The organism is Shewanella gelidii, assembly GCF_014647855.1.
Classification (GTDB): Bacteria; Pseudomonadota; Gammaproteobacteria; order Enterobacterales; family Shewanellaceae; genus Shewanella; species Shewanella gelidii.
Window position 1 is genome coordinate 44,789 of the sequence record NZ_BMPZ01000001.1, and the last position, 18,910, is coordinate 63,698.

Sequence of the window (18,910 nt, forward strand, 5' to 3'; positions counted from 1 at the left end):
AAAAACATGCCTGACGCGGGCTTCTTTAAATTAAATACCTGAATAAATTCAATGTAAAGCCCTGTTTTTAAAGGTAATACCTGATTGGCACGGAACCTGATAGGGATAAGGTACAGCCCCATCAAGTTATAACCGTCGATGAAACAAACAAAGACTAAAAACACTGCCCAAAGTGATTTAAAGCCGGCAAGCTATCGGCAATCCAGCACCTCACTCACACTTGGTAAAAGTTTATGGTGGCTTTGTTCCTCACAATTAATGAGCCGAATTGTCCGCTTAGGTTCAAGTGTCATCTTAGCACGACTGTTAGTGCCGGAGGTGTTTGGTCAGGTTGCAATCATCTTGACCTGTTTTGAGCTCATCTGCACGCCAACACGCCGCATCAGTTCAGCACCTCTCATTGCGATGAGCGAACATCAATATTCGCAGCATTTGGCAGCAGCAAATCGAGTGAATTGGATTGCATGTATTGTGGCATTTCTACTGATGAGTTTGATTACATGGGTGGTTGCAAGCTACAACGCAACGCCAAGTCTCATCGCTCCAATGCTTTGTATGGCGCTCAGCTACTTATTACTCCCTTTTGGAATGCAATACGCCACACAAAATTTAAGGGCCAACAAAATGCGGGTGGTTGGCCGTGCTGCGCTGTGGCAAACAATTGTAGAAAGCGTGCTTTCTGCGAGCTTAGCTTTGGCAGGGGTGGGGATTTGGGCCATCGTGCTCCCTAAACTTTTAGTCGTCAGTGTTTGGATTATGATTCACCGACATCAAAACCCTTTACCAAATTATAAAGCATCTCAAGCCACGCTAAATCAAACAAAAAAACTACTGCAATTTGGGTTACAAGTTGGATTCAGTGACTTCAGCATTTCCCTCCGCCAAAACATCGATTACTTAATTGTCGGCTACTTTTTGGGGGTGGAAGCACTTGGTGTCTATTTCTTTGCGGTCAATGCTAGTTTAGGCATTAGCTTAGGCGTTTCTCAAAGTTTTGGCACCGCTTTTTACTCACTTCTTTGCAAGCAAAAAGATCAACGCCAGAGCGAACAAGATAGCGCGAGTCATCACCCCCCAGCAAAATCTATCAACCGTGAGAAGCTCATCCAGTTTAAACAATCCACCAGTATCATTTCGCTGCTCACTATCCCCATTGTTTTACTACAAGCAGGACTGGCCCCCTTCTATGTTCCTTACATTTATGGAACGCAGTGGGTAGATGCAGGTGCCCTGCCCGTTTTTGTAATGCTTTGCTTATCTGGCATGGTCAGACCCATGGGAGAAGCCGCAGGGCAACTACTGATCTCCGAAGGAAAAAGCCATATAAATCTTGCAATTAATATTAGCTTTACCTGCCTGCTTGCGATCACCATTGCGCTCGCTTGCCAAGTCAGTCTATTAACCGTTGCACAATCCATCTTTGTTTTATACAGCATTTGTATGCCACTCATTTGTCTGTATTCATATCAAAATGTACGCCAAGAAAACTTCAAACGACTTCCCATTCAATTTGTCGCTTTAAACCAATCCAATCCTTCAAGGAGCTTAAGATGAATACCACAAAAATCTCGGTCGTCATGCCCGTTTACAATGTCGAGGCATTCGTACAGCAAGCCATTGAATCGGTTCTTGCACAAACTTTTGAAAACTTCGAACTACTGATTGTGAATGACTGTGCAACAGATAACAGTCTTGCCATTTGCAAACAATTTGAAGATTCAAGAATACGCATCATCAACCATGAGGTGAACCAAGGGCTTGCAGCAGCTCGCAATACAGGTATCCGCCATGCGCTTGGTGACTTAGTGGCCTTTATTGATTCTGATGATATGTGGCACCCGCACAAATTGGCACTGCATGCAAAACATCTAGCGGATAATCCACAAGTTGGGATCAGTTTTTCGCGTTCATGCTTTATGAGCTTTGAGGGCAAACTGCTCGATTTTTACCAAATGCCACAGCTGACCCAAATCAATGCTGCGCATTTGCTTTGCAGAAATCCGGTTGGCAATGGTTCTGCACCCGTGATCCGCAGACAAACCCTCAATGACATTCGTTATCAATCCAACACACATTCGCAGCCCCATTCCTGCTACTTTGATGAGCGATTTCGCCAATCAGAGGACATTGAATGCTGGTTGAGAATCGTTGCGACAACAGATTGGCAAATGGAAGGGATCCCAGAGCCACTGACCTATTACCGTCTAAATCATGGCGGCCTATCCTCAAACTTATATAAACAACTGGATTCATGGGAGCAGATGATCCGTAAGGCAAGAGTGTATGCACCAGCATTACTTGCAAAGCATGAAAACCAAGCAAGGGGCTACCAACTCCGCTATCTCGCGCGACAAGCGATTCGACTTGCGGATGGCCATGCAGCGAAGAAACTCGTGAATAATGCACTGATGGAGTCACCCTCAATCCTATTCCAGGAAACCAGCCGAACCTTAGTCACCCTAAGCGCTGCTTATCTGTTATGGGCACTCCCTTTGGGCATGTATAAAGCTTGTGAGCGACTCGGGCAGAAATGGGTCAGCAGCTTACAAAAAGTTAAGATTTACATCGATGGCGTTCCAACATCATTCACCCATTAGCGCAAGCCTTGCCCCTCACGTCGTCATGGCTTTGCGGGGTAAGGGCTTACCCCACCATGAAACTGTCTCACAACTCGCTTTGATTTATCCTTAGAAATGAAAGCGAGTTGTCGACCAACAACATGCTTTTCAGCAATGATGACCTTCCACGATTCTATGTTTTTGCCAACACAGGTAATTCGCAAGCCGCATTGCAATTTGCAAATCAATCCATACCACCAGCCCCCGACCAGCATCAGACCCAGTAATCCCATGTTTTTATAGATAAAAATATTTGGCACAGCCCCTGCAATACCTTCACTCAAAGTCATATGAATCATCCTTTGAGGTGCAGACAATGAATCGAACAGGAAAACAAAATCATCCCGACATCAAGCATTACCAAGATCGATTTGCTCATCCTTGGATACGCCCTATGGAAATTTTGCTTGCCTCATTAGCATTGACATTGCTTTCGCCAATGATGCTGCTCAAGTTGTGTCGACAATGGTTAAAACTGAACCCCATCGAACGCATTGACGTCTATGGTGAGAAAGGAACGATTAGGACGCTTCAACAGTTCGATGATGAATCTTGGCTCGGTCGCTCTCCAAGGCTACTCAGTGTTATCAATGGCGATATTGCCCTACTTGGCGATCCACTGATTTACAGCATTGAGGGTCAACCCGATTCACCTTTCAAACCTGGGCTATTTTCGCTGGCAGCAAGCCAACAAAGAATGGGGCTTAGTTTTGAAAACGCCCAGATTGCGACGTCTCAGGCATTATCTTCGCCGCTACGTCTAATGATGGCGCTTACCCGCTGCATTGCGACCTATGCGCTCTCTTCTTCACGCCCTATGAACCGACACAGCCGTCGTTTCAAAATAATGGGATTAACGTTCAGTAACTTGACTATGGTGCAGGTGCTCGCTGACATAAACGAGCGAGTGATGCGCCCCCGTCATATCGGGCAACGCTCAACACTCACTCAGTATGCCTTCGTGAATGCTGATTGCGTCAATATCAGTCATCGCAATGCGACCTATAGGGAGCAACTCAACCGCTGTGAGCATCTCCTTGCTGACGGCTCTGGTGTCCGTCTAGCCTCGCTTTGGCATGGTTTTGGACTCAAAGACAATTTAAACGGGACAGATTTATTCCCTGCGCTTTGCAAGCAGGCATCTGAGCAAGGACATCGAATTTTCTTGCTGGGTGGCCAAGACGGTATCGCAGAGACAGCCGCGAATAATATGCTGAAGCGCTTCCCAGAACTACAGATAGCGGGTACGCACCACGGTTTTTTTTCGGATGCGACCCCCATTATTGAGCAAATTAACCAATCACAGGCTGACATTTTATTGGTCGCTATGGGCGCCCCGAAGCAAGATCTATGGATTGCAGAGCATACATCACAACTCAACGTTGCGATTGCGATAGGGGTTGGAGGCTTGTTTGATTTCTACTCGAATCGAATAAGTCGTGCGCCGATGTGGTTGCGCCACATTGGAATGGAGTGGATTTGGCGTTTAGTGCAAGAACCCCAAAGAATGTGGCGCCGATACATTCTCGGCAATCCCATTTTTTTGTGGCGCGCCTTTCAATCGGCCAACAACCAAATGCACGACAAACGAAATGCTGCGATCCAATTCGAGATGCCAACCTCACTTCAGCATCATAATATCCGCGCCGTGAAAGCGATTTTCACTCGGAGATTACAACGCGCCAATATCGCCATAAGCCAGATAAGCAAACGAATTTTAGACATCTGTGCATCGGCATTATTACTCATGCTATTGAGCCCACTGTTATGCCTGATTACGGTTTTAATCCGCTTGGAATCACCGGGCGCAGCATTGTATAGCCAGCAACGCGCAGGAAAAAATAACCAAGCATTCACGATGTGGAAATTTCGTTCCATGTACCAAGATGCTGACCACAGGTTAAAAAAACTTCAGCAGAACAATGAAATGAAAGGTGGTGTGCTGTTCAAAATGAAACAAGATCCACGCATCACTCGCATCGGTAAGTTCATTCGAAAAGCATCGATTGATGAACTACCGCAACTGTGGAATGTATTAAAAGGCGATATGTCCTTAGTTGGACCAAGACCCGCTTTACTGTCAGAAGTCGCGCAATACGAAACTCATCAACGGCAACGGCTCGCAGTTAAACCTGGAATTACCTGTATCTGGCAAGTCTCGGGGCGTTCAGATATTCCTTTTGCTCAACAAGTTGAGCTGGATGTTGAGTACATCCACCAGCAATCGCTAAAAGCAGACGTCATGCTTCTAATCAAAACCATTCCAGCAGTCGTTTTGGCCCGCGGCGCATATTAATGGATCCACTTAGATTGAGGACAAATATCATGCAAGCAATTATTTTTGCAAATCGAACCGGCAGCGAAGTCGCTCCATTAAATCAATTTTACACGCCAGCCTTGCTACCGGTAGCTAACAAAGCAGTTATCGAATACGCCATTGAAGATCTCGCTCGCGCGGGTATTCAGGATATAAAAATTGTTGCAGATACGCATTCTCAAGCAATTGCAGCCCATCTCCAAAAAGGCTGTCGTTGGGGGGTTCAGTTAAGTTACTTTCCTTGCCAGCAGCAAGAACGCACTGAAGACATCATCCAAAGACTAACGGTGCATCAAGCCCTGCCTACTCTGTTAGTCAGGGGGGATATTCTTCGCAGCCCGTGTATCGAACAGTTTATTGCCTACGCAAAAAATATGAGCCATGGATCTGTCGACGTCTTAATCAACCATAAGCCCGCTGGATTAGTACTACTCCAGCCATCTCAAAGCAAGGCGGTGGAATTAACGCAAGCCAAATCGCTCAATTGGCCACTTCAACAGCAAAGCGACAAGTCGCCAGTAACCCAAGTCATTCACGGCATGAATTATCACCTGGACTCTCTTGATGATTACTTACAAGCCAACCGAGATATTGCCAGCCAAAAAGTCGCAGGGATGACGCCTCAAGGGCATGCATTAGTCAGCGGCAGCGCCAATCGTCTTTTTGTGGGCGCTCAATCTAAAATTTGTTCTGCACACGAGCAAAATGCAAATGGTGCGATTGGCAAATGTGTACAAATTCATAGCTCGTGCCGGCTGCAAGGCCAAGTCGTTATTGGTGATTTATGTAATATCGGCGCAGAAACGAAAATAGAAAATAGCCTCGTTTTGCCGAATACTTTTATTGGCGAGCACCTCAGCATCAAAAATTCAATTGTCTGTCAGAACCATATTATTCAAATGGATACGCAAACAGCCTGCAAGGTGACTGACAATACCGTAATCGGGGAAAGCATCTCTCAGCACACAGCATCGTCATTTTTTCAGAGCCCCACTCAAGAGGAGCGAACACAAGCGCAACAGGCAAGCCAAACTCATAACCTTGAACAAACACACCCAACTACTAAAACGCTAGAAGTTTTGCATCAAAGCAGCTTTCTGGAGCGCTTCATCGCCCTTTGCATACTCGTCATCAGCTTACCGTGTTGGCCAATGCTTCACATAGCTGCGTGGCTAAAACAGCCTCATCAAATGATGATTAAAAACCCCTTTATCGACAATAGAGGTCAGAGGTTTGCATCTTGGCAATGGCACCTTCCCCCCCAAGTGGTCGCGCGCCTTCCTGAGCTATGGCACGTCGTTTCTGGACGCCTCAAGTTTTTCGGACGTTCTGCTGCGGCACATCAACATCAACGTATCAAGCCAGACTCTGTATTAGCAACCAATCATCATTTACCAGTTGGCGTATTTGGGCCAGAACAACTGTTACTTTCTAAAGCACCAATTGAACAAATTCTACTGGCTGAAATTGAATTTATGCATCAGTTCTCAGCCATGAAAGGCATCACGCTAATTTGGCAATCGCTGCGAAATGCGACTTCCTTAGGCTCTATTGATGCAGCTCAGGAAAGTGACATCCGGTCATCAATTTTGAACATCAATAGCCAGCTCAATGTTAGTCAGCCCTCTACCCCAAAGCATGCACCGATACATTAACCGACACTCATTCGGACATAGGAGAAACACATGATGAAAACGATAATCACGTACGGAACTTTTGATTTATTTCATATCGGCCATGTTCGCCTACTCGAAAGGCTTAGTGCGCTAGGAGACCAATTAATTGTGGGTGTTTCAACCGATGAATTTAATGCAATGAAAGGAAAGATGGCATTTTTTAGCTATCGCCAACGCGCAGAGATAGTGAGCGCATGCAGGTTTGTAGACGCCGTGTTCCCGGAACAACATTGGCAGCAAAAAGCGAGGGATATTCAAACTTATCATGCCGACATTTTTGCAATTGGTGACGACTGGCAAGGGAAGTTTGATGATTTGAAAAAGTATTGTCAGGTGGTCTATTTGCCAAGAACTGAGGACATCTCTACGACTGAAATTAAAGATAATCTCGCAAGAAATATTCAGCAGCTAGCCACCCCGTAGAATGGAATAGGCTCACATGAGTGAAATCCAACTCCAGTAAAAATAGAGGATAGCCCTATGCTTAACGTATTGAAGGCAATTATCGGCAAGTGCCTATATCAACTCGCGAAACTAAGCCCTAGAAACAAGCATAAAGCGGTATTTGGTTGCCACCACAACTTATTTAGCGACAACAGTAAATACTTATTCTTGCACTGGTCTCAGAGCCAATTTATCCGTGCAATATGGATTTCAGGCAATCACCGACTCGTCGAGCAATTGCGCTTATCCGGTCATGAAGCTTACGTGAGGTGGTCCTTACAAGGGGTCTTCCATAGCCTAACGGCAAAATACGTTTGCTACAGCAGCTATGTGGGAGATGTGAATCAATATCTTACTGGCGGCACATTCAAAATTAACCTGTGGCATGGGAGTCCGCTAAAACAAATTGAACATGATATTGAACACGGCACCTTAGCATCTACCTATCGGCCCATTGGAATTGTGAACCGCTTCATGACTGAGCTATTCCATCATCAGGAATATGTACGCCCTGATCTCATGTTAAGCCCGAGTCCACTCGTCGATGCCCTATTTTCTAGTGCATTCCGTATATCTCACGAGCAGATATTGCGCAGCGGCTACCCTAGAACCGACTATTTCGCAGACGCTCAAGCCTCTTATGCGATACCGAAGGTAAAACCTTTGCATTCACCCGCGATCAAACTTGCTGACTATCAGCGCGTTGTGCTGTACGCGCCTAGCTTTAGAGATAACATCAGCACGGACGAGAACCCGTATGTCAACGTCATAGACTGGCTCAATTTATCCCATGAGCTGGTTGCGAGTAACACGTTACTACTTATACGTTGCCACCCGAATGAGCGGCATTTAGCTGAAGCATTGGCACAGCAGCCTAACATCATTGATATCAGCCATCGAGAGGATGTATACGACTTGCTGCCGTATCTTGATCTATTGATTACCGACTACTCATCACTTTATATCGACGCACTGCAATTCCAAGTGCCATTGGCATTTTTTCAATTCGATAAAGACAGCTACCTCACCAAGAGTCGCGCTCAATATGAGTATGCAGAGCACATGAGATTGCCCGGCATAGAAATCCACAATTCTGAGGCATTCATTCATATCGCTGCAAAAGGCAGGCATGGAAGATTCGGTGAACGAGATCAAATAACGTCGACGGCAACTCAGACACAAGACTACCAACTTGCCAAACAGCTGTATTGGCAACAGCAGCAAACGTCTTTTGAAGTCCTACACAAGGCGATTACAATTTAGTGATTTTAAGTCATTTAGCGACTTTTTGATTAAGAAGAGTATTGGCAGTAACGCAACATATATTGCGATAAAAGCCACAATGAGAATTCAACTGGAAATGCCACTGGGAGTATTTAGGGCCTGTATTAATGGACGCAATTGATGGGCGCAATTGATATGCTAATTAGAATGGAGTTAACAAAAACGACTTAAAGTCATCATACAAACAGCACAATATATAAATGACTAATATCGAACCTTTACGGGTCTATTCACCTCGAAATAACGGTTGAGTCACATCTTGTACAGAGAGTATAGGGCTTTGTCCTTTAGCGAGGGGCCAGTCAATCGCAAGCGTTGGATCGCTCCATAAAATGCCCTGTTGGTCACCAGCCATATAGTAACTCGAGCACTTATAAAGCACATCGGCAGACTCACTCAACACTAGAAAGCCATGGGCGAAACCCGGTGGAATCCAAACCTGCTGATGGTTTTGATTTGATAATATATGTCCAACCCATTGGCCATATGTTTCAGAATGAGGTCGAATATCCACCGCAACATCAAATACCTCTCCATGCACCACACTCACTAGTTTTCCTTGTGGTTGCTGAGACTGAAAATGTAATCCTCGAAGAACGTGGCGCTTTGACTGGCTCAAATTCTCCTGCACTAAAGACTGACTCGGCTGGCCGTAGAGCGAAAGAAATTGGTTAAAGCTTGATTCCCTCAAGACCTCTTTAAAAAAACCCCGCTCATCATGATGTACAACCGGCTCAAAAACCAATACATCCGGAATCGCTGATTGATTACATTTCATAAACGTCTCTGTTTTCTAACTAAACTTTCTAAATACTCGCCATAGCCACTATTTAACAAAGGCTTTGCCAACTTCATTAATTGTGAACCATCAATCCAGCCTTGCCGAAATGCGACCTCTTCTGGGCAGTTTATTTTTAAACCTTGACGCTTTTCGATAGCAGCAACAAACTGTGTCGCTTCAGAAAGTGCATCCGGTGTTCCCGTATCTAGCCATGCCACGCCTCTGCCTAAGGTAGAGACTGTGAGCTGATTAGTATTCATATATTGAGTTATCACATCAACGATTTCTAACTCACCGCGAGAGGATGGTTGAATACCCTTCGCATACTCAACGGCTTGAGAGTCGAAGAAGTACAATCCTGGCATGGCATATTGAGACTTCGGCGCTTTCGGCTTCTCTTGAATGGAAATCACAACGCCCTGCTGGTTAAGACTGACGACACCATAATCCTGAGGATTTGCAACGTGATAAGCAAAAACATGGGCACCGACATGCTGACTTGCCGCATCAAGCCATATCTGCGCTAAGTTTTCACCATAAAAAAGGTTATCCCCTAAGACCAATGCGCAACCATGACCAGCCAAAAAATCTTCCGCAATTAACAGGGATTCTGCGATACCATTCGCTTGTTCTTGAATGGCATATTCAAGGTGAATGCCCCACTGCTGACCACGACCCAGCAATGTCTGAAACAAAGGTAAATCTCGGGCTGTACAGATGATTAAAATATGCTGAATTCCAGCTTGCATCAACGTCGCCAATGGATAATAAATCATAGGCTTATCGTAAATGGGTAGCAGTTGCTTACTCACATTGAGTGTCATCGGATACAGACGAGAACCTTGCCCGCCGGCTAGAACAATGCCTTTTTTAGTTACAACGATTTTAGCCCCCGAATCCTGTTACCTGCGCTTCTACTGATTTTACGACTTGCAGGTTGTACTTATTCTAAACAAAAAACGCCAGCCCTCTACAAGCTAGCGTTCTGGCCATAATGAATGAGCTTTCTATGAATAATAACCATCAGGGTTCATGGACTGCCACTTCCAACTGCTAGAAACCATGTCATCTAGAGTATGGGTTGCTTGCCAGCCTAGGTCTTTCTTAGCCAGAGAAGGATCTCCCCAATAAGCAGCAATATCTCCAGACCGCCTTTTTGCCACTTGATATTGGATCGGCATGCCGCAAGCTTGCTCAAAAGCTTTCACCATTTCAAGAACGCTAACACCAACACCGGTACCCAAATTGTAAGTGACGAGACCAGATCCCGTCGCTAGTTTTTCAAGTGCTTTTAAATGACCACGAGCCAAATCGACGACATGAATATAGTCTCTGACGCCGGTTCCATCTGGCGTCTCATAATCATCACCAAAAACGCTCAGTTGTTCGCGCTTACCGACGGCAACTTGAGCAATAAAAGGCATCAGATTATTGGGAATGTCATTTGGATCTTCACCAATCAAACCACTTTCATGGGCCCCAACAGGATTAAAGTACCGCAAGCGAGCGATATTCCATTCGGGATCTGAATTAGCCAAATCAGCTAGCACATTTTCTACCATCAGCTTTGATTGCCCATAAGGGCTTTCAGGCGCCATAGGAAAGCTTTCAAGCATTGGCAGTGAAGCAGGCTCGCCGTAAACCGTGGCCGAAGAACTAAACACAAGGTTTTTGACCTTAAATTTATTCATCACTTCACATAATACCAAAGTGCCGGCAACGTTATTTTGGTAATACTTTAAGGGTTCAGCAACAGACTCACCAACCGCTTTTAAACCAGCAAAGTGGACCACTGCATCAATGCTATTTTCTGAGAAAATTTTATGCAGAATAACGCTGTCTAAAATATCACCTTGATAAAACTGTATACTGGTACCTGCAATTTTTTCAACACGCTTAAGCGCTTCAATACTTGAATTACAAAGGTTATCGATAACGACTACATCCTTGCCAATGTTGAGTAACTCAACAATTGTGTGACTTCCTATGTACCCTGCACCACCGGTCACTAAAACAGCCATAGCCTTTCCCTAATCTAAAAATCCATGAATACGATATAATGATAACTATAGACTACGGATCACTTCAGCAATGGCTTCGGCATGCCGCTGAGTTCCGCTTGGATCCGTTGATTCAACCATAACTCGGATCAGCGGCTCTGTACCAGACTTCCTCAGCAATACTCGGCCACTATCTCCCATTTCAGCTTCCGCATCTTTCACTGCTTGTTTGACAGCATCCATCTCGATCATTGCCGCGGCATTGCCATTTTCAACTCTCACGTTAATTAAGACTTGCGGCAACATCTTCATTCCGGAAACTAATTCCGCAAGTGATTGACCCGATTCAACAATCGCCTTTAGCACTTGCAGTGATGCAACGATACCATCACCAGTTGTTGTATGCTTTAAGCTCAGGATATGCCCTGAGTTTTCACCACCAATTTTCCAACCGGTTTTCTTCAATTGTTCAACAACATACCGGTCACCAACATTCGCTCGAACAAACGGGATATCCATCTCTCGAAGCGCAAGTTCAAGCCCCAGATTTGACATCAAAGTCCCAACGACGCCACCATCCATTTTGCCCTTTGCTTTTAACGAGCTTGCCAAAATATATAAAATTTGATCGCCATCGACTTTGTTGCCCAAGTGATCCACAAACATAATTCGGTCTGCGTCACCATCCAATGCAATCCCAAAATCCGCCTCTTCAGCTTGTACGACAATAGAAAGGCTTTTCAAATCAGTTGCACCGCAACGGTCATTGATATTAATCCCATCTGGCTGGTCATTGATACTGATCACTTCAGCACCGAGCTCGGCATAAACCTTTTTCGCAATGTGGTAAGCCGCGCCATTGGCACTATCAACTACAATTTTTAAACCTGATAGCGATAGTGCGTTGGGAAAAGTTCCTTTACAAAACTCGATATAACGGCCTGCAGCATCTTCGATGCGCTTCACCTTACCTAACTTATCTGACTCGACACACGCCATGCCATCTTCATTGATTGCCTTATCGAGCAAAACTTCTATTTCTTGCTCTTGGGCGTCAGTCAATTTTGTGCCTGCATTTGAAAAAAACTTGATCCCGTTATCGTAATACGGGTTATGGGAGGCACTAATCACGACTCCTGCATCAGCCCGAAAAGTTGAAGCCAAATATGCAACCGCAGGTGTTGGCATTGGGCCAATCAAAGAAACATTGACGCCTGCTGCAATCAGGCCTGCTTCGATCGCAGATTCAAGCATATAGCCACTAATTCGAGTATCTTTACCAATTATGACACCTTTGGTGCCTGATGATGCCAGCACTGTACCTGCCGCCCACCCTAACTTCATCGCAAATGAAGGTGTAATAGGAAAGTTACCCACTTTACCGCGCACGCCATCGGTGCCAAAATACTTACGCGTCATATCATTGTCCTAATGAAAAAGGTCGAGTCCCTAAAGCGGCCTCAACCTTTGAAAAATTACAGTTAATATATCAAATAAACCAGCATCTTTCGAGCCGAGCCATCAGTTCACGTTCGTGATACAAATGAATAAAGCTGAGATGAAGATTAAAATGCACTCAAAACTGATGAGAGAGCATTATGTCACAGAAAAGCATTTGAAAATGAGCTTACATTTGCTTAACTTCCTACGAATAAAAAATGAAAAAGCTGACCTTGCAAAGCAACGTCAGCTCTCAATTACACCAAACAGGAATTAGGAAACCAAATTAACAACGATTTCGTCTTTAGACGGTGCCTTTTTAATTTGTCTTTGCTGCCACACTAAATCACAAATACCATCTGTGGGATTAAAGCCCGTGGGCGTTTGCAACAAAATATCGCGAATAGTTTGATGGTCAAACTCATGACAAGCCTTATCTAGCTGACTCAAAACAACTTGATACTCTGACCAAGGCATAAATTGCTCATTGGCAGTCATAATGCGTTCATGCTCAGTCCCTATAACATCATCACCAATCAATAACTCTTCGTATAGTTTTTCACCAGGTCGAAGGCCACTAAACTGAATTTCTATTTCGCCATCAGGGGTCTCGCTGTTCTTCACTTCATAACCGCTGAGGCGGATCATTTTTTCAGCTAGATCTACAATACGAACGGACTCTCCCATATCCAGCACAAATACATCACCACCTTTACCCATAGCGCCCGCCTGAATGACAAGCTGAGAAGCTTCAGGGATCGTCATGAAGAAACGAGTAATATCTTGATGAGTTACTGTAACAGGGCCTCCCGCAGCAATTTGGCGGCGAAATAAAGGCACAACAGATCCAGATGAGCCTAGAACATTACCAAAACGAACCATGCAAAACCGTGTATTGTTCTCTTCATTCGCAAGTGCTTGTAAAGCCAATTCAGCCATGCGCTTGGTTGTCCCCATCACATTGGTAGGGCGAACCGCTTTGTCAGTTGAAATGAGAACAAAGGTTTTAACTTTGGCTTTGATTGCAGCTTGCGCCGTATACAAGGTACCAAAAATATTATTACGTACGCCTTCGACCACATTATGCTCAACCAATGGCACATGTTTATAGGCCGCTGCATGATATAAAGTTTCAACTTTAAACGAGCTCATCACAGCTTCTAAACGATTTTGCTTTTGAATAGAGCCCATGATTGGGAATATCTCTACATCTAACCCTTGATCCTTCACCTTAGCGGTTAGCTCTTTTTCGATGGAATAAAGCCCAAACTCAGATAATTCAAACAAAACTAATCGTTTTGGCTTTTGCTGAATTATCTGTCGGCACAGCTCAGAACCAATCGAACCACCCGCCCCCGTAACCATCACGGTTTTACCACGAACGTTTGCTGTCATTAAATCAACGCGAGGGTCGACAGCATCTCTGCCAAGTAAGTCAGAAATTTCTACTTCCTTGATATCACTATAAAGCTTGTCACCATTTACCAAATCAGCCATTGCAGGTATGGTTAAAACTTGCACTGACAATGGTTCCAAACGACTCAATATTTCTTGCCGCGCTTTACGAGAAATACTCGGCATGGCGAGTAAAACCTTCGTTGCGGCTTTTTGGTTTACAAGCTTTTTAATACTATAGGGAGAGTGAACATGAACTCCTTGAATGATATTGCCTTGCAATGTTTCATCATCATCCACAAAAGCCGATGGGTAATACTCATGGCTTTGCGCTAATGAGGTAAGAAGTTGCCGCCCACTCACACCGGCACCATAGATGATGACAGGCTCGCCAATATTTTTAAGGCCAGAGCCAACTGCGGAGCGCACTATACCGCGACTTCCACCAACAAAAACCAAAGCAAAAGCAGCATAAATCAAAGGAACGGTACGCGGTAGCCCGGCATCCAAAAAGTATCCAATGAATACTAAGCTAACTGTAGATGCTAGAACGCCTAATATAATGGCTCCCAGCGCTTGAATTCCCATATAGCGTAATACTGCGCGATACAAACCTAGCTTAACAAATGCCACAACACTTAAAGGAGCCACCAGTACAATAATCAACCAGAATGAGGGGTTAACAAGCACACTTAAAGAGTCAATCCGAACAAATAAAGCAAACCAAAACGAAAGGATTAAAAATCCAGCATCTACTATTACGCTGATGAGACGTTTATGGCTTCTTTTTAAAGAAAAGAGAACCTGAAGGATATCCATACCAACCTTCTTATTTCATAAAAAGCAAAACAATAGAGAAAAGTAGTTTGACTATACTTGCGATGCCAACTCTAAAACTTCCTGCAGCACTGAACGGGTTTTACTGATTTCTTTGGAAGTCAGCGTAGGGTGAACAAGAAACATCAAGCTAGTCTCTCCTAGTTCTACAGCATTCTTAAGCCTTACTTTTGGTCGCCACGGAGTTTCATCAAATGCCTTTTCCATATACACTTCAGAACAACTACCCTGAAAGGCCGGTACGCCGCGAGCTGAAATCTCTTCAACAATACGGTCTCTGCTCCAGCCATCAGCCAAAAGCTCAGGTTTAATAAACAAATAGTGCTTATAAGCAGCATGACTGCATTCACTTCCAACTTCTACAGTCCGAACTAAAGAAATGTCCATTACTGAGCGGTCGATAGCTTCAGCATTATCTTGGCGTTTTTTAGTCCAATCATCCATGCGGCGCAATTGAATTCTTCCTATTGCAGCCTGAATCTCAGTCATACGCCAGTTTGTGCCAAAGCTTTCATGCAGCCATCGAAAACCTGGCGGGTGCTCTTTGTTATATATAGCGTCATAACTCTTACCATGATCTTTATAACTCCACATCTTTGACCAAAGGTCACGATCACTGGTGGTCACCATGCCCCCCTCGCCCGCTGTCGTCATAATCTTATCTTGACAAAAACTCCATGCACCAATATGACCTATCGAGCCAACTGATTTTCCCTTGTACTTTGCGCCATGAGCCTGAGCACAATCCTCTATCACATAGAATCCATACTCACGACTTAAATCCATAATTTCATCCATATTTGCAGGCATTCCAGCTAAATGAACAACTATCACAGCTTTCGTTTTTGGTGTTAACACTTCTTTAATGCTTTGAGCAGTTATATTTTGACTGTTTAAGTCTACATCCGCAAAAACTGGATTAGCACCTGCCGTCACAATACTTGAAGCAGAAGCCAAAAATGTTCGAGGTGTTGTAATAACTTCATCCCCCTCACCGACTTCTAATGCCTTTAATGCTATATCGAGAGCTAATGTGCCGTTCGCCAAAGCGACAGCGAATTTACTATCTGCCCATTCGGCAAACTCCTTTTCAAACTCTCTACCTTCTGTTCCAGTCCAATAATTTACTTTATTAGACAAAATAATCTTACTTGCTATATCTGCTTCTTCTTGAGTAAATGAAGGCCAAGGAGAAAATGGGGAATTTAACACTACATCACCTATTACTGACTTTTATTTTAGCAGGGTTACCTACTACAGTTTTTCCTTTAGGAACATCTTTAACAACCGTGGCCCCTGCACCAACAACAGCTTCAGGGCCAATTTTAATTTGCTGCCGAACTTGAGCACCAATACCAACCCAGGCTTTTTCACCGACTTGCACAGCGCCTGCAAGACTTGCATTCGGGCTAATATGCACACCATCTTGCAATGCACAATCATGATCTACACAAGAGTTAGTATTAAGAACGCAAGCCTCACCAATGGTTGAAAAGGGGTTAACAGCTGCTCCCGCCATTACAACGGTTCCTTCTTTAATTTGAGCATAATTACTGACGATAGCTTTAGGGTGAATGAGAGGAGGGCACTTTGCTCCAGCCTCTACAATTTCTCTATGTTTGCTATATCGAACTGAGTTGTTACCTATTGCGACAACAATACAATCATAACTATCAATTGATTCAAAAAGGCTTTGCGTATTTCCAACTACACTCCAGTGCTCAACTTGCAACTTATGGGGCCATGCATCATCAAAGAATTTGATTTCTGAGTACCCATTTAACTCAGCGAGTTCAGCAACAACCTTACCATGACCGCTCGCACCTAAAATAGCACAAACGCTACTCATTTGAACTGCCCTTAAAAGGCTCAATCGTTACATGTCCTTCTGCTGAAATCCCCTCTTTTATGAAAACCTTTTTAATAGTTAAAAGAAGAATTTTTATATCTAACAAGAAAGACTGATTATCAACATACCAAACATCTAGTTTAAATTTGTCTTCCCAGCTAATTGCATTTCTGCCATTCACCTGTGCCCAACCTGTAATTCCAGGGCGAACATCATGGCGCCGAGCCTGCTCTGTGTTATAAAGTGGTAAATATTGCATTAATAATGGCCTTGGACCAACTAAACTCATATCCCCTTTTAGGACACTTATCAACCCGGGAAGCTCGTCTAAACTAGAATCTCTAAGCTTTTTCCCAAATGGGGTCATCCGGTCTTCATCTGGTAATGGCGCCCCACTGGAATCGACGGCATCTTTCATTGACCTAAATTTAAGCATTTCAAACGGCTCGCAATTTAAACCTGGGCGAGTTTGACGAAAAAGTACAGGAGACCCAAGGTTATTCCGAATTTTCCATGCAATAACAGTCATGATTGGAGAAAGCAAAACCAAGCCGAACATAGAAGCCATAATATCAAATAACCTTTTCATGAAACCTCTTTAAATATACGAATAAACTTTTCAACACCAATGTTTAATGACAAATGTTTATCATAGTATTCCTTACCACGTTCTCCCATCACAAATCGTTCTTGAGCTGACATGGAAGCTAATTGTTCTATGTTATCAGCAAGAGATATAGGATCATTTGGATTACAAACAAACCCTGCACGAGCTTTATGAATTAAGTCAGCTGCATCTCCTGCAACTCCCATAATAATGGGCTTACCTATACATAAATTTGCTTGGGTCCGTGAAGGTATTGTAATTCTAAATAATTCATCATCCCTTAAATTAACTAGTAAACCATCCGCTTGCGACAGCACCCCACCAACCTTATACATTGGCATTCGAGGTAAAAATGTGACATTAAGTAACTTTTTCTGCTCTGCCAAAGTTTGAGCGGATGATTTAGCAACACCATCTCCCAAAAACACTATGTTTACGTTTACATTTCTTTTTTGAATCAATTCAGCAGCTGTCACTATACAAGGAAGATCTTGAGCTAACCCTAAGTTACCGGCAAAAAGGACATTTAAATTCCCATTATTTGGTAGCAAACCGTTACTTGGTTCGGCATTCAATAGTGCCAATTCATCGCACCAATTATAGATTACATCCACTTTGCTCTTAGGCACGCCACTTTGAACCAAGTTTGATTTAAAACCGGGAGATAAAACAACAATTTTCGACGCTTGCCGATATACCAACTGACAAAACTTACTTACTACTGTTAGTACTTTTTTGTTGCTTAGCATGCCTGTAGCCGCGAGAGTATCTGGCCACAAATCTTGTATATCAACAACAAAAGGAACTCTTTTAAAAAAACCTAGCACCATTGCCGACAAAGCAGTGGTTAAAGGTGGATGATAAGAATATATTACGTCTATATTTCTAGCTTTAACCATGCCAACAAATAAAGAGCTCAATGCGAACGTAATATAATTTAATATACGTTTTAATGCCGAACTATCATGACTTGGGTAAAGTGGGCAGCGGTGAATAACTATTCCATCGACAATATCTTTCTGATAGATAGAAATTTTATAACCGTCATATACATTTCCACCTGGATAGTTGGGGAACCCAGTTACTACTTCAACTTGATGCCCTTTATCTCGTAAAGCTTTTGCAAACAATAACCCTTTAAAAGTGGGCTCAGGATCAAACCATTGTGTTAACAACAAAATTTTCATATGAATAGTGTTTACACCCTAATAAGGCCTTATTGAACAATTAATTGGTTAAGGCGCAGTTTCCCTTGTCTAATCTCTGGTTAACGAACCATTTCGATTTCGGGCATGGCGAGGCCTGTCATTTTGTTAAACGCCGCAACCCGTGCTTGTAGTTCAGTGCCCATCAAGACAAAGATTAAATAAATGAAGCCTTGCGTCTGACAGAAGCTCAAGTCAAAGACTTGCCAAGATCATCAATGCGGTAGTTATGGCAGAGTCATTGAATTCGCAATCCTGGCCACGCTGGCCATTGGGCTTACATTCATGCCCCGCTGTAATCACTTTCTTATCAAGCCAAAAGGCCACGGAACCACAATTCGCTAGTGTCTTGTTGTACTCTCGCCAGTTATTTACATTGTACTTTTACTTCGCCATTTCTTGAGCCCTGAATTAGATGATTCAGGACCTGAGTGCGGAAGTTGACAATAGTTCTGGA

Annotated in this window: 16 protein-coding genes; 6 read left to right on the top strand and 10 right to left on the bottom strand. The window is 43.7% G+C overall.

The window, feature by feature from the left end:
- Nucleotides 1-138 precede the first annotated feature (138 nt).
- Both IEY18_RS00225 and IEY18_RS00230 read left to right on the top strand, forming a co-directional pair.
- On the top strand, nucleotides 139-1,554 hold the full coding sequence (locus tag IEY18_RS00225; protein WP_188916643.1) for an oligosaccharide flippase family protein: 1,416 nt from the start codon (nucleotides 139-141) through the stop codon (nucleotides 1,552-1,554).
- Nucleotides 1,551-2,597: a glycosyltransferase family 2 protein gene (locus IEY18_RS00230; RefSeq protein ID WP_188916645.1), complete on the top strand. Its 1,047-nt coding sequence runs from the start codon at nucleotides 1,551-1,553 to the stop codon at nucleotides 2,595-2,597. The genes IEY18_RS00225 and IEY18_RS00230 overlap by 4 nt, the downstream gene beginning before the upstream one ends.
- A gap of 23 nt (nucleotides 2,598-2,620) precedes the next feature.
- On the opposite strand, the gene IEY18_RS00235 is transcribed toward IEY18_RS00230, so the two are convergent.
- Nucleotides 2,621-2,908: a hypothetical protein gene (locus tag IEY18_RS00235; protein ID WP_188916647.1), complete on the bottom strand. Its 288-nt coding sequence runs from the start codon at nucleotides 2,906-2,908 to the stop codon at nucleotides 2,621-2,623.
- A 26-nt stretch (nucleotides 2,909-2,934) separates the two neighbouring features.
- On the opposite strand from IEY18_RS00235, the gene IEY18_RS00240 reads away from it, so the two are divergent.
- Genes IEY18_RS00240 through IEY18_RS00255 form a run of 4 tightly spaced genes read left to right on the top strand, consistent with a single transcriptional unit; the run spans nucleotide 2,935 to nucleotide 8,318 of the window.
- Nucleotides 2,935-4,914 (top strand): exopolysaccharide biosynthesis polyprenyl glycosylphosphotransferase, encoded by a 1,980-nt coding sequence (locus tag IEY18_RS00240; RefSeq protein WP_188916659.1) that lies wholly within the window; start codon nucleotides 2,935-2,937, stop codon nucleotides 4,912-4,914.
- 29 nt (nucleotides 4,915-4,943) lie between these two features.
- On the top strand, nucleotides 4,944-6,590 hold the full coding sequence (locus tag IEY18_RS00245; RefSeq protein WP_188916661.1) for a nucleotidyltransferase family protein: 1,647 nt from the start codon (nucleotides 4,944-4,946) through the stop codon (nucleotides 6,588-6,590).
- Between the two features lie 33 nt (nucleotides 6,591-6,623).
- Entirely contained in the window at nucleotides 6,624-7,034 is a 411-nt protein-coding gene (gene tagD / locus IEY18_RS00250; protein WP_188917832.1) for a glycerol-3-phosphate cytidylyltransferase, read from the top strand.
- A 57-nt stretch (nucleotides 7,035-7,091) separates the two neighbouring features.
- Nucleotides 7,092-8,318 (top strand): CDP-glycerol glycerophosphotransferase family protein, encoded by a 1,227-nt coding sequence (locus IEY18_RS00255; RefSeq protein ID WP_188916663.1) that lies wholly within the window; start codon nucleotides 7,092-7,094, stop codon nucleotides 8,316-8,318.
- Between the two features lie 247 nt (nucleotides 8,319-8,565).
- Here IEY18_RS00255 and rfbC read toward each other — a convergent pair whose 3' ends face one another.
- The 9 genes from rfbC to IEY18_RS00300 form a co-directional block, all read right to left on the bottom strand.
- A complete protein-coding gene (gene rfbC, locus IEY18_RS00260; RefSeq protein WP_188916665.1) occupies nucleotides 8,566-9,117 on the bottom strand; it encodes a dTDP-4-dehydrorhamnose 3,5-epimerase in 552 nt (183 codons plus the stop codon).
- Nucleotides 9,114-10,004, bottom strand: a complete 891-nt coding sequence (rfbA, locus tag IEY18_RS00265; protein WP_268244244.1) for a glucose-1-phosphate thymidylyltransferase RfbA — start codon at nucleotides 10,002-10,004, stop codon at nucleotides 9,114-9,116. Before rfbA ends, rfbC begins: the two co-directional genes overlap by 4 nt.
- A 123-nt stretch (nucleotides 10,005-10,127) precedes the next feature.
- Nucleotides 10,128-11,141, bottom strand: a complete 1,014-nt coding sequence (gene galE / locus IEY18_RS00270) for a UDP-glucose 4-epimerase GalE (RefSeq protein ID WP_188916669.1) — start codon at nucleotides 11,139-11,141, stop codon at nucleotides 10,128-10,130.
- 45 nt (nucleotides 11,142-11,186) lie between these two features.
- Nucleotides 11,187-12,539, bottom strand: coding sequence for a phosphoglucosamine mutase (glmM, locus tag IEY18_RS00275; RefSeq protein WP_188916671.1), 1,353 nt, complete (start codon nucleotides 12,537-12,539; stop codon nucleotides 11,187-11,189).
- A 294-nt stretch (nucleotides 12,540-12,833) separates the two neighbouring features.
- Nucleotides 12,834-14,774, bottom strand: a complete 1,941-nt coding sequence (locus IEY18_RS00280; protein ID WP_188916673.1) for a polysaccharide biosynthesis protein — start codon at nucleotides 14,772-14,774, stop codon at nucleotides 12,834-12,836.
- A 51-nt stretch (nucleotides 14,775-14,825) separates the two neighbouring features.
- Nucleotides 14,826-16,004, bottom strand: a complete 1,179-nt coding sequence (locus IEY18_RS00285; RefSeq protein WP_188916675.1) for a DegT/DnrJ/EryC1/StrS family aminotransferase — start codon at nucleotides 16,002-16,004, stop codon at nucleotides 14,826-14,828.
- 4 nt (nucleotides 16,005-16,008) lie between these two features.
- Nucleotides 16,009-16,641 carry an acetyltransferase gene (locus IEY18_RS00290; RefSeq protein ID WP_188916677.1) on the bottom strand — a complete coding sequence of 211 codons (633 nt, stop codon included), beginning with the start codon at nucleotides 16,639-16,641 and terminating at the stop codon, nucleotides 16,009-16,011.
- On the bottom strand, nucleotides 16,634-17,230 hold the full coding sequence (locus IEY18_RS00295; RefSeq protein ID WP_188916680.1) for a sugar transferase: 597 nt from the start codon (nucleotides 17,228-17,230) through the stop codon (nucleotides 16,634-16,636). Before IEY18_RS00295 ends, IEY18_RS00290 begins: the two co-directional genes overlap by 8 nt.
- Nucleotides 17,227-18,423: a glycosyltransferase family 4 protein gene (locus tag IEY18_RS00300; RefSeq protein WP_229779679.1), complete on the bottom strand. Its 1,197-nt coding sequence runs from the start codon at nucleotides 18,421-18,423 to the stop codon at nucleotides 17,227-17,229. The genes IEY18_RS00295 and IEY18_RS00300 overlap by 4 nt, the downstream gene beginning before the upstream one ends.
- Nucleotides 18,424-18,910 lie beyond the last annotated feature (487 nt).